This is a genomic window from Limnobacter sp. (assembly GCF_036846585.1).
Lineage (GTDB): Bacteria > Pseudomonadota > Gammaproteobacteria > Burkholderiales > Burkholderiaceae_B > Limnobacter.
The window spans coordinates 116736-130272 of the sequence record NZ_DAIUBR010000002.1 but is presented as its reverse complement, the minus strand read 5'-3'; the positions used below and the strand labels follow the sequence as shown (position 1 = coordinate 130272).

The window sequence follows — 13537 nt, the reverse complement described above, 5'->3', positions numbered from 1 at the left end:
ATCAACAAGCGCGCTTAACCACATGGCACTACCTGTTCAGTATTCAAATGCTGCGACCTGGCATACGTTGGGTGAACTGGCAGCCAGTGAAAATGTGCAATCGGCAAACCACGGCGGCGACCCTTTGCCGCCCATTGCACCCGGCGGAAAAGTCTGGTCCACGTTCAAAACCGATACAAGCCAGCACACCCCGCACATTGCACAACTCAACCAGTCCGTCAAAGGCATTCATCAATTCATCGCCTCGCATGCCAAGCAGGGTGCCGAACAGCAAAAAGCGCTGAGCAATCTCCAGCATTACCTGAATACCAAAGTCAATTGCCAGCCCGGCAACCTTTCTGCATTGACCATCAACGAGAACCGGCGAAACCTGTATGTGTTTGCACAACAACTGAACAACCCCGCAATTGCCACCGACCAGAAACTGGTTGCGGCCCTTGACCTGGGCAAAGGGCTGGGCGTGTGCACGGAAGGTGAAACACTGAACATTCTTGACAGCACCCAGCAGCTTTGCAACCGCCAACAAGGCTTGGTCGGGCTTTTGGTGCACACCAAGAACCAGCTGATCGACCAGTACCTTCAGCAACTGGTCAAACACGAAGATGGCATGCACTTGCCGAACAAACTGGCCAATGACCTGGAAATTCACCATGTGCAGGCGTTGAAAAACCATGTTGCCGGTCAATGGGGCCTTGCCGTACGCGAAGACCGATACGCCACGTCCGGTTACCAGGCACAGGCCGGGGAAATGGCCAGTGCGCTGCTGGCGCAAACCATTACCCCGGCCGCATTGGCAAACAATGTGGCCGAACAATTGGGGCAGGCATTGATCAGCCAAACCGCACCGGGGCTGCGCGAAGGCATTCCGGCGGCAGCGCTGAAAACCGAACCACTGCGCCGCGCCATCCAAGCCGAGTTCGGGCAAAGCATTGATCTGGAACAGTGCCTGGAGTTCAATGACGACTACACCGAAGTGCGCCTGAAACCACAAGAAAACCTTGCACTGCACATCATGAAAGCATTTCAGGACATTGGGCTGGTGCCGCCCCACGCCAACCCGAAACATGTGTTGAACCAACCCACACCCAGCCTGCAACAGGCCATAGAACGGGTTGGAAAACTTCGCGGCGAAGTGGCGCACCAACCATTGCGCAACCACCACATCAACAGCTTCTGGTTTGGTCACACGCTGACACCGCAAGATTCAAAAGAAAAGAATCGGCGAAATCATCCGTCCAGGCATCATTAACCGGACCAACAGGCGCACCATTAACGTGCATTTTCTGGACCAAAAAGCGGGCATTGTTTTTGCTGCTAATGCCCCACTTTTAACCAAAACCCAGAAAATTCACCAAAATGGAACAAATTACTCTCGCACTGGACACTCTTTTTGTGCTTCTAGGCGCCATCATGGTGCTTGCAATGCACGCTGGTTTTGCATTCCTGGAAGTGGGCACAGTGCGCCACAAAAACCAGGTCAATGCGCTTGTTAAAATTCTCGCCGACTTCTCGGTCAGCACCATCAGCTACTTTTTCATTGGCTACGCGATTGCCTATGGCGTAGGTTTCTATGAACCCGCTGCCGTGTTGAACCAGGGCAGCGGCTACGCGTTGACCAAGTTCTTCTTCCTGCTGACCTTCGCTGCAGCCATTCCGGCCATTGTGTCGGGCGGCATTGCCGAACGTGCACGGTTCGTTCCCCAACTCGTGGCCACAGCCGCTTTGGTGGGCTTGGTGTATCCGGTATTCGAAGGCATGGTCTGGAACGGCAACTACGGCTTTCAAGACTGGTTGACTGCCAGCTTTGGCGCGCCGTTCATGGACTTCGCAGGCAGCGTGGTGGTGCATGCAGTGGGCGGATGGATCGCCTTGGCAGCAGTGTTGTTGCTGGGTTCGCGCCGTGGTCGCTACACGAAAGACGGGCGCATCAGTTCACACCCGCCCTCATCCATCCCCTTTCTGGCCCTGGGCAGTTGGGTGCTGGCAGTGGGCTGGTTTGGTTTTAATGTAATGAGTGCCCAGAAAATTGAAGGCATTTCAGGCCTGGTGGCCGTGAACAGCCTGATGGCCATGGTGGGCGGCACACTGGGTGCCTTGCTTGCAGGCCGCAACGACCCGGGCTTCGCCTACAACGGCCCGTTGGCTGGTTTGGTGGCGGTGTGTGCGGGCAGCAATATCATGCACCCGCTGGGTTCACTGGCTGTGGGGTCGATGGCTGGCGTGCTGTTTGTGTACATGTTCACTTTCACCCAAAACCGTTTGAAAATTGACGATGTGCTGGGTGTGTGGCCATTGCACGGCATTTGCGGTGCATTCGGCGGCATTGCGGCCGGTGTGTTTGGCCAGCAGGCCTTCGGCGGCATGGGTGGCGTTTCCTTCATGAGCCAGTTGATCGGCACACTGGCGGGCGTGGTGTTTGCACTGGCTGGTGGACTGGTGGTGTATGGCCTGCTGAAGCTGACCGTGGGCATTCGTTTGAGCGACGAGGAAGAGTTCAACGGCGCCGACCTGACCATTCACAAAATCAGTGCAAGCCCCGAACGCGAAACCAGTAGCTGGTAAGTCGCATTCCGTTTTACTTCGACATGATCTCCAGGGCTTCTGAATAGAAGTCCCTGCGGATCAATACAAAAACAATCAGCGCACTGAAAGCCATCAACAAACCGGGGTGAATCATCCAGGTCACCGATGCAATTCCAAAGTAATAACTGCGCAAGCCCCGGTTGAATTCATCACCAGCCAGGCTATTGATGCGCGCCATGCGCGACACATAGGCTTCGTTGTAATCCTGATCGGGATTTCCATCGGGCGCAGCGCCCACCAAAATGGTCAGCAAATTGAACTGACGCAAGCTCCAGGTGAACTTGAAGTACGCGACCACAAATACAGCCAGCACCAGCAGCACTTTGATTTCCATCAAACCACGGCTGACCTCTCTGCTGAACGGCAAATCGGACGTGATGTTCACCAATTGGTCGAGCGTTCCCAACAAGGCAAACAGGCCTGCAATGATGTAAATGGTGGTGTTGGCGTAGAAGGTGACACTGTTGACCAGGTTGCCGATCAGGGCGGTGTCGCCCACGCGGTTGCTTCGCTTGATCAGTTCACGCGCCCACAGCTTTCGGAATTCATGGGTTTTCTGGGCAAGGCCGCGACGGCCAAACCGCCGTGAGCCATCAAACACATAGTTGTACCCGCGAAAACAAATGACGAAAAATGCCACGGCGAGCCAATCGAAAACGGTCAACAAGGAAAAGGCTGTTTGAAATGCGGTCATGTTGTTTGTCTTGTTGTGAAAGTTGGGACGGTTAAAGCACGCATTACGACACGCCCACCGAGGAACACAGGGCACGCCACTGTTGCGCATGTTCAGAATGCCTGAAACGCGAAGAATTTGCGCGGGCTTGTTCGCTTAACTGCTGGTGCCAGGCGGGGTTGTCCAACACGGAAAGAATTGCGCCCGCCAAAGCATTTACATCGCCGAAAGGCACCAGCAAACCGGTTTGCCCCTGTTCAATCAAATGCGAAGGCCCGTAGGGGACATCAAAAGCCACCGGGGGGCAGGCATGGCAAAGGCTTTCCATGATGGCCAGCGAAAAGGCCTCACCCTGGCTGGTCAACAAGGACAGTCCCGCTGACTCATAGTGCAACGCCGGCTTGTCTGCCCAACCATTCAAGCGCACCTTGCCTTGCAAACCCAAAGATTCAATGCGGGTGTTCAAGGCAGCCAAGAATGGGTCGCCCGCCACGGCGAACCCGTAAAAATCAAGGGTGGCCTGGGGATATTTCTGCAGCACCTGCGCAAATGCCTCAATGGCCAGATGCTGGTTTTTCTCGCTGCTGTACCGCGCCATTGACACGATTCGAAAACGATTCCGCTGGGCAAACGGCGTTGTGGGCACATCCGTTTCGTAGGAATGACCGATGCAAAATACGCGCCCCGGTCCGTAACGCGCCTGGATGTCTGCTTTTTGCTGTTCAGTTAACGTGACAATTGCATCGGGTCGTTCAATGCCATGCAAGATGTCCCGAAAATTGGAGTTTGTCGGGCTGCTGTCCATGTCGCTGGCGGTCTGCGTGTGCAGCGCGTGAATGACGGGCACCACCGCCACATGATTGGGCGTGTTGCGGTGAATGTGGTCTTGGGCAGCAATTGCGGGTTTGTACAGCAAGCGGTTTTTGTCGACGATCAGCACATGTTTTCCACCCTGCCTGTTCAGCATGGCAATCAGCGCGTGGGTGATCAACGCCTGCTCGCTTGAAAAAGATTCCAGCACATCGCCCTTTGCATTGTGCAGGCGAATATTCTGCAACACCATTTTGCCTTCAACACAGCGATAAAACTTGGCAATGGCCAAGCTGCCATCCAGGCGCAAATAATGTTCATAGGCAGGCAAAGCCATGGTTTCGTGCAGGTATTGAATGCGACTTAAAAAGCCCCGTGCGTCGTAGTGATCTTTTCTAAACTTCACACCATTGCAAAAATGGTTGATGTGTTCAAGCGCATCATTGTCAGGGTTGCGCACCAGGTACATCAACAGGTGGCCGTGCCTGTCACCAACCCGTACATCGCGCCTGTTCGCAACGGGCTGCGCATGAAACGCAGGGTTGCTCAAGATGGATTCGCCCGTGTTCAACACAGCAGGAATGTGTTCGGCATTTTGCAAAAAATCATAAACGGATTGATATTTTTGCGTAGCTGGCAGCACACCGTCTGCCACCAAACGTTGAATCGACTCGCTTAAACGCGGGTTGTAACGGCAGGTCAGCAACACAGGTTGCACCTGCAATTCACGGGTAAAAATCTGGTTGCGCAGCAAGGCTGCATTTTCAACCCCGCTGCGCTGAAACGCCATGTTCTGGTTCAAAAACCACACGGTGACTTCTGTCAACCTTGCATTCAAGCGGACTGGCCCTGACAGCAGCACCGGCGCAGGCATTCGCTGCAGCAACTTGCGATACGCCACCAAGCCCGATACATAGTGTTCCACGTCGTCAATTCGCACGCGGTATGCGTGGTGGCGAATGAAAAACGCACCAACTACAGAATCAGGTTTTGCGAAATACATGGCCCATTCTGGCCAGAAGTAACCGGTCAACAGGTAGTTGGCACGCCAGTGCAAAGCCCGGTCAAACTTTTCCCGATCCACTTGTGCATACAGGTCTGCAAATTCGGGCAGGCTTTGCAAGCGTGTCAGCATTTGCTCGGCAGCCATCATCAATTCAAGCAGGGTTGGGAAGGTGGTGATTCGCGTCAGCACAAAATCAAGGTGATTTGCAAAGTTGCGAATGCCAAATTCAAAATACTCCCGCCGGGGCCGGTACTGGGTCAGCTCGTTCACACAGTAGCTTAGCCAGTGGTCGTTTGCTTTCCAGTGCTGCGCTTCAATGAAGTATTCAAAAGCCAGTTCTACCGCTTGAAGCCAGCGTGCCCTGCGTGTAATTTTGTACAGGCGCATCAGCGCGAATGCGGCTTCGCCATCGTAGTAAATGATCCTGAATTGTTCTTTCACCGACAGGTCAGGAAAATTCAGCACATGCACAAATTGCCGCGTGGAAGGATTCAGCATGGCCACAACGCCTTGCGCAAGCAGTTCCATCAACCCAATGTATTGGGTATTGCCCGTCAACTCGGTGTATTTGGCCAGGGCCAGAATACACACTGCGTTACCACCCAACTTGATTTCATTGTTGGTATCGACCAGAAATGCGGCTTCGATTCCACCGGGCAAGGTGACTTTCTTGATCAGCTCGCTGGTCAGGCACAACAAAGAACGGTCAATGGATGCTTTCAGAAATTCGCTTTGTGTCAGTTCCCAGGCTTCGATCATGGCGTACGTGGAACTGGCGTGCCGCAAGGTGTTGTAGCTTGGAATTTCCCGGTTGAAACAAGGAAACAAACCATACACAAACAGACCACTTTCCTTGACTTGCCTGGCCAGAAATTCGCTGGCAGTGGTAACAAGATCGACACAAAACGCCGCATCCAGCGGTGGCAACACACGGCACCCTGTGGCAACACCTTCCTGTTCAAGTGGATACAACACTGCATCTTCACTGCAGTAAGCCCCTTGTGCATCAAACAGCCAAACAGGCTGTTGCCCTGCGTGGTTCAGCGTGAATTTTTTGCCGTATTTTTTCCGTGCATATTTTTCGAAATTCCCCACATTCAATTGGGCAAATTCAACATCGGCACCGCCATACAACATGGCGTTTCCATTAAGTTCGCCCCACAAAAAGCTGTGTTCGAATTGCGCATCCAGGGCAATGCCACGGGTGAAATAATTCCGCTTGCTTGTTGAAAGCCGATTCGTCAGTTCTGCCCAGCTGGCCGGTTCAATATTGCACACACGATCAACGCGCAAATGTTCAGGCTCAGCAACAGGTTCCGCGAATGCCTGAGCGGCAAATTCATGCAGCAAAGGCCAGGCCTGATCAAAAGTGGCTGCGCGAAAAGTGTGTACCACCGCGCGTGTACTGCCATCCGAATGCGACAGCATGAGCACACACGGTGCGGCTGTCGCATTCGACCGCTCAAAATATGCACGAATCGATTCAAGTCTGTTGGCAATTGGCATGTTTCTTGACTTCAATCAAAAGAGAATTGATAAAGCACATCCACTGCATTGTCAGCCCCCGTTCTTGCGATAAAACTAAGCTTCCGGGAATACTGATAATTCAGTTTCAAAATACTGGCTGCCGTGGTGACAGACTGGTCAAAGCTAAGGTACACGCGATCACTGAAACGTTTGCCCAACGACACAATCCGCTGCGAGAGCAAGGGGTCGTCTGACCCCACAATGTTGGCAGACGCGTCTGCTCCCGGTGCAATGGCCACCTTGCTGCCCACGGCACGGGAATCAGCGGCGGTTAGCGAACCAGTGCTCAAACTCAATTCATCAATGCCAATTGATTTGGCAATTTTTCGGGTGGTGCTTTCATCTTCGTCGCCAAAAATTGCTGCGGCTGCAGTCAACAACAAAGTGGAATCCCGATCTGCGGAACCACTGCCCCGGCCAAGGATCATCCACGACAATTTTTCAGAATCGGGCACAGCCGGTTCACTGACCAATGTCACTTTGGGTCGCTGTGCAGTGCCGGTAATGGCCACCCCGGCTTCCACGGCCACGCCCTTTCTCACTGCGCGAACGTTCAAACCGGGATTGTCCAGTGGCCCCTGAAAATTCACAACCCCCCGTTCAATTGACAGGTCTTGCCCATATGCGCGGTAGGTGCCATCCACAGCTTGAATGGTGCCTGTGGCACTGAGGCGCCTGCCTGAACGGCGTTGACCGCTGCCGCCCACGCCTTCGAGCATGACCAGACGCAAACCACCTTCAAGACGCGCTTTCAGGCCTTCAGCATTCACATAAAAACGATCGCCCAGATTGGCCCTGATCTGCAGGTCGATGGGCAAGCCCGGGCCTGACACCTCGCTTCGGCCCCGGATGAATACATCATCGCCCAGGGTTTGCGGTCCGCTTTCCGGCATTTCAAAGTACGCACCCAGGGTGTCAAGCTCACCTCGAATTTTCAAGGGATCCCCATCCTTTTTTGGCTGTTGCACCAACACGCTGGAATTGATCATCATCCATCGATCCGCGCGTTGCAACAGTGGCACCCTGTCCATGTTCAGGCGAATTTCACCATCCAGCCCGGTCAGGTTCCACACCCCTTCGGCGTTGATCTTGCCATTGCCCTGAATAAGCGGACCCAATTCTTCAATGTAACGGCGTGGTGGCTGGCGGTTGTACACAGTGAATTCAAAGGTGTCGATGCTGGCTTTGTCGGTTGTGAAATCCACCACCACATTGCCGTCTTCAAGGCGAACGCCCTGATCCAGCTGAAACACATCCAGATCCATGCCAAACAGGCGCCCCTGCACATCCGGGTTGTTGGCAGTGCCACCAATCGCCATGGCCACCTGGCCAGTGCCGCTTGTGCGCATGCCGCCACTGATCAGGGGGCCAAGCCAGTTCAACTTGGTAAAACCAGCCGCCACAGCACCCTCCATGGCTTGATTGCCTGCAATACCCCAGGTCTTGGTTTGCGGGTTTTGCTCCACGGGCACACGCAAGTTGGCAGTGACCGCACCAAACTCATCGGCCAACACATTCAGGTCAAGGCTGGCGGCCTTGCGGTCAAAATCAAGCCGGGCTGTCAGCGTTCGAATGTCGACATCCACCTGCGAATCTTCAAGCACCTGCAAACCACCAGACACGTGTGTGATGTCCACATGACCATCCACCATGTCCGGATTGGCCAGGTAATTCCAGCGCACTTTCGCAATCAAGTCCTTGGGTTCCACGGTAAGTTGTTTGCGAAAAATCGGCGACATGCGGGGAAAGGCAAACTGGGGCATTTCGCCTTCAATGCGTATTTCCCGATTGGCCACACGCAAGGTGTTGTTGCGAATCAGCGAGGTGTCTTCACCCTTGATCACCAAATCAAGCAATTCAACATACCCGCCAGCCAGTATCAGCGGTGCAGGCCCTTGCAATGTAAAACTGCGCGCGGGCAGCCACATGCCCTCCACTTTCAGCGCAGTGATGGCCCCTTGCCAGCCAATCGCCGATTTCAAGGCAGGAATCGGTTTCACACCGCCCTTGAGTGCGAACGCCCCTTTCAAGGGGCGAATACGGCTGAACGGTTGCAAGCCACTGGAGAAAGCGCCTTTCAATTCGTGTTGACTGCGCACGCCACGCAGGGTCAAGGTCAGTTCATCCACCGTATTGGCCAGTGCTCCCGGCACCTTGACTTTGCTGACCACGATGTCGCCCACCCAAGGCGATGTGGGCGAAGAACCCAATTTGAATTGACCAGATGCCTTTTCAATTTGAACGCTGTCGTCCAGTTTCAATTGACGAATGTCGATGTTGCCATCACCGGAAAAGTCGCCTTGAATACCGCGCAGCTTGCCTTGCATTCGCGCAGTTCCCGCAAGCTTCATGTTGATCAGTTTTCCCAAACGCGCCAGCTCATCGAGATTGACATCGAGCTCAACAAAATCAGTTTGTGTGCCATAACTTCCAGCAGCGTGCGCTGTGTTGCCCACCACATTCAGGTCAAGCAATACATTGGTCAAGCGCGACAAACCCCCGTTGGCCTGCGCCTTCAATGTCAAAGGCGCGTTGGCCAGTGAGGAATTGTCCAGGTTCAGCCTGAACTGACCAAACGGATCAATGGTTTTGCCGTTCCCGCCAGGGGCCAGCTCGCCTTTGAAATACGCATCGCCGTTCAGATTGCCCTGCAACAAGGGCCCCGAATCGGGAATGTAGTTTCCGGGGTTGATGCGTTTCAGATCAAACTGAACGTCCAGCGGCATTTTTCCGGTCAGGCCCGCAAGCAGTTTTCCGTTCAGCACGGCTTGCCGGTCCCGCACATTCAAGCGATTCACGCGCAACTGTTGCCCGGTTTTCTTGCCTTCAATGCGCGACGTCAAAGCCAGGCGCTGGGGCAAGTTGGCAAACACCGATGCATCCACATTGCGGGTTTGAATAGTGAAGTCTGCGTCACCCGCCATCAGATCCGGATTGGGCGCACCATCTTTCAAGGACGCAGGCACACGCCATTGCAGGGTCGCCGTGGCATCTCCGGCCTTGCGTTTGCCATCGGCAAAGGTCAGTTCATTGACCAGCAGGTCAAGTTGCTGCGGTCGCTGTTCCTTCAAGGCCAGTTCAAACCTTGCACGCATGGCAGACACAGGCAAGCCACCCGATTGCACTGTGGCGGGCTGCGCATTGCGCACCGAAACTTCTCCAACACTTCGCGAGAAGTCCGCATTCGGTTGAACTACCGCGTTGATGGTCAAAGACGCGCGCGGTGCGCCATTGATCCAGTTCGCCGGGTTAAAACTTTCAGCGTACAAGGTCACTGTTTCAAGCAAAGCGGGGTTGAAAAGTGTCACGATCGCATGGGCTTGCACGGTTTGGAATTGATCACTACGGGCAGCATTTTTCCCCGCTGCATCCAGGTTCAATTCAAGTCGCTCAAGTGACCCGCTTGCCACCAGCTTTGCATCAAGAACAATGTCATCAAAACTGCGCTGCGCAGTCACAAGCGCATCAACCGGATATGGCTTTTCAAGCTGCACACCTAGCGACGACGTCAGTTGCATGTCCTGGGCATTCACGGCAAAACGTTCAACATCAAGCCGACCGCCCTTAACCCGTGCCCTGCCTTCAATCGATTTGAATTCTTGCCCGTTGAAGAACACCTGCGTCACTTTCAACTGTTGAAGATCAATGTCGACAGGCAACTTGATTTGATCGGGCAAGGCAAAAGGTTCGTCGTCGTCCGAAGGCGGAGCCTGCACCCGAACAAGTTGCGCAGACAAATTCCTGATCACCACGTTGCGCTGTAGCAATTCGACCCAATCAGGTTGAAATTGAAGTTGCTCGGCCTGCACCACAGTTTCACCATTTTGCCAGCGCACCGATTCAAGCTGAATACCGTGCCAGAACGTGCCTTGAACCTTGCCCACCTCAAGTTCTTGCGTGGTGTTGTTGCCCATCCAGCGTTGGGTTTTATTCACCGCAAATTGCAGCCCCTGTTCCGTGTAGATCAACCATGCCGCACCTGCAAGCAGCGCGAGCAACACAACAAACACGAGCATGAACAGGGCAAGCAAAACGCGCTTCAAAATGCCACCCCCAGCGCAAAGTGAATGCGTACTTTGTCCTGATCCGCCGCTTTGGCCACATCAAAAGCGATGGGACCCGCCGGGGTTTTGTACCGCACGCCAACGCCGATTGCCGGCTTGGGGTCGAAATCGCCCCAGCTATCAGACACATCCCCCACATCCGTGAACACGGCTGCACCCAACGGCCCACCGTCAAACCAGCGCGTGTATTCCAGGCTGCCAATCATGATCCGCCTGCCGCCCACCAGCACACCTTGGTCAATAACCCCCAAGTCCAGAAAGTCAAAGCCCCGAAGGCTGTTGGTTCCACCTGCCCGAAACAGGTAATCCTGGGGAATATCGCGCCGTGCACTGGCCACCACGGTGCCCAGGTCAAACCGGGCCGTGAACACATTCTCGCGGGAAGGCGACCAGAACTTCTGCACACGGCCATACAAACGGATGAAGTCCTGGTCTGACGCCAACTGCTCTACAGCCACCGCAACCTGACCAAATGCAATGTAGCCCTCGGTGGGATTCAAACGATCATCCACCGCATTGCGTGTCCACGAGGAACTGGCAACCAGCGCCTGGGTTGCGCCAAAATCAACACCAAGCGCCCGGCGTTCTTCCAGTTGAAAATTCAGACCCAGGCGATACGCATTGATACCCTTGCTGAATGCCCGAATTGCACCCACAGACGATCGATCTACTTCCAGGTTTGAAATTTCCTGGTGGTCGACCGCCACGCCCACCGAATCTGTAATGCCCCGTTTGGACGGGGGGAGAAATACATCTGCATAGGCCGACTGGCGCTTCTGCTCAATCCGCACACCGGTGACAAGCGAGTACGCACGATCGAATAAATTGTTGTATTGATAGGTGGCTTCTGTACGAAAACCTGTGTTGGAACTGTAACCCGCACCCAAGCCCAAACGCTTGCTGTCGCTTTCCAGAACCGTGACTTCGATCGGCACATTGCGGGGCTGTCGATCATCGGCATCAATCTTCACATCCACCGAAGAAAAATAAGTGGTCCCCTGCAACTCGTCCAGCAAGCGCAACAAACGCTCCTGCTCGTAGCGGTCGCCCGGTTCAATGGTGTTGTACCGCGACACCAGGTCGGCGGGGTATTTGTTTAAACCCTCAATTTTCAGCTCACCAAATGTAAACACCGGGCCGCTGTCGTACACCACGCTCAGGGCCACCGTATTTTTCTCGGGATCCACATCGGCCAGGCTCTCTGCCAGCGTTGCCGCGGCGAAATCTTTGTCGAGCAATTCACGCAGCAACCTGTCTTTGCTCGCGCTCCAGTCTGACTGATTAAAAGGTTCGTTCGTACCCAGCAACCAAAGCGTTTTCAGCCGTTCCCTTCGGGCGGCAAATTCATCGCTGTTGATTTCTCCGTCAAACTGAATGTCGACCGACACCACTTTGCTTTGTGGGCCAGGGTCAACCGTGATGTTGACCGCCGGTGCCTGGTCTTCCGGAAGCGGGTCATTCACAACGCGCGAAATGGTGGGTGAAAAATAACCCTGCGTACCCAAGGCATCTTGAATGGCTGGGCGCAAACGCCTGAACAATTGCCAAGCATCGCCATTGTCATTGACTTGGGCCGTGGCCAGAATTTGCCGTGTGGATTGATCAATCAAATCGCGGAACTGATCGGGCATTTGATAGTTGACCGTGGGCGGGGCGAACACCATGACCGTGTCTTGCGCACTTGCAGCACCAAACTGGAAAGTAAATACCCAGCACGCAACACCAACCAGCCATGGCAAAAACCGCAATTCACGGGCGATCAACAACTTCGTCATGATTCCTTAGATAAGTTTGTCTTCTTTTCAAGCCACGTGCCGCCACGGAGCAAGATACTACTTTGACACCCATCGAGCACCACAAGCCTCACTTTCATTCAAAAGGCCGAGAAAACTGCACAAATTGACATTGCAACCGCACAGATCAATTCATGCAAAATCGGCGGAAGGCAGCCGCGAGAATCATTACCAGAACAATTACTTAATTACCCCACCAAAATTGGTCCCCCCAACACTGAAAATACCACTGCAAAATCAGGCTGAAACCTGGTGAAAAACCACTCTCAATCTACTTACATCGACAGCACAAAAAACCCGCCTCAACTGGCTCATTTCCATGAAAACCAACAAATACGGTATTCGTAAAATAAATGTTTAATTTTATTTAACATTTTTACAGAATCAATCAATCAAAAATTTGACGATCCTCCAAATAATTGAATAAACCCTGAATCCATTCGAAACCACCGTGAGTAAAACCCGTATAGCAGTAGATTTACCTGAACAATACTCTAGCCCCGAGGAAACAGAATTATGGTTACTACAAATCCCGATGTGGGAATTATCAAATCGGCTGCTGCACTACAAGTAGAGCGTGGCGGCAACATTATTGAACTTGGCCAAGGTGATGCGCTGAAGTGGAACGATGTGGTGACCAACACTGGTGCCCAAAACGTTGAAGTGCTTATGCCCGCAGTATCGGCCGGTCACGGCAATACTTTGCTGCAGTTGGCACCAAATGCATCCGCGAAACTTGAACAGATTGCCTCCACTGTTGCCGATGGTGCAACGCGCACTGAAGTGGTTGCCCTGAGTGAAGGCGTAGAACTTTATGACATCGACAACGAGGTTAGTTCTGCAATCCTGACCCCCTACGAGGGCACCATGTCTGGCCTGGTGGGTGCGGGCTTGTTGGCTGGCGGCAGCAGTGCCGCAGGCGTTGGTGCGGCCGTTGGCGGCGCAGCGCTGGGTGCCCTGGCACTGGGAAGCGGTGACGACACAATAGTAGGCCCCAACGACTCCGACAGCGACTCCGACAGCGACTCCGACAGCGATTCCGACAGCGATTCCGACAGCGATTCCGACAGCGATTCCGACA

General features: G+C 53.8%; 7 protein-coding genes. 3 read left to right on the top strand and 4 right to left on the bottom strand.

Features of this window, described 5'->3' with window-relative positions; translation table 11 throughout:
- Positions 1–22: 22 nt before the first annotated feature.
- Positions 23–1249, top strand: coding sequence for a hypothetical protein (locus V7028_RS01625; protein WP_334118360.1), 1227 nt, complete (start codon positions 23–25; stop codon positions 1247–1249).
- A 107-nt stretch (positions 1250–1356) separates the two neighbouring features.
- Positions 1357–2562: an ammonium transporter gene (locus tag V7028_RS01620; RefSeq protein ID WP_334118359.1), complete on the top strand. Its 1206-nt coding sequence runs from the start codon at positions 1357–1359 to the stop codon at positions 2560–2562.
- A 13-nt stretch (positions 2563–2575) separates the two neighbouring features.
- Here the strand turns inward: V7028_RS01620 and V7028_RS01615 are convergent, their stop codons facing one another.
- The 4 genes from V7028_RS01615 to V7028_RS01600 are packed head-to-tail and all read right to left on the bottom strand — an operon-like array spanning position 2576 to position 12438.
- Positions 2576–3277 (bottom strand): DUF599 domain-containing protein, encoded by a 702-nt coding sequence (locus V7028_RS01615; RefSeq protein WP_334118358.1) that lies wholly within the window; start codon positions 3275–3277, stop codon positions 2576–2578.
- Between the two features lie 43 nt (positions 3278–3320).
- Entirely contained in the window at positions 3321–6578 is a 3258-nt protein-coding gene (locus V7028_RS01610) for a glycosyltransferase (RefSeq protein WP_334118357.1), read from the bottom strand.
- Between the two features lie 11 nt (positions 6579–6589).
- Positions 6590–10642: a translocation/assembly module TamB domain-containing protein gene (locus V7028_RS01605; protein WP_334118356.1), complete on the bottom strand. Its 4053-nt coding sequence runs from the start codon at positions 10640–10642 to the stop codon at positions 6590–6592.
- Complete coding sequence (locus tag V7028_RS01600; protein WP_334118355.1) at positions 10639–12438, bottom strand: autotransporter assembly complex protein TamA; 1800 nt, start codon at positions 12436–12438, stop codon at positions 10639–10641. Before V7028_RS01600 ends, V7028_RS01605 begins: the two co-directional genes overlap by 4 nt.
- A 534-nt stretch (positions 12439–12972) precedes the next feature.
- On the opposite strand from V7028_RS01600, the gene V7028_RS01595 reads away from it, so the two are divergent.
- On the top strand, positions 12973–13537 hold a 565-nt coding region (locus V7028_RS01595), incomplete at its 3' end, for a hypothetical protein (protein WP_334118354.1).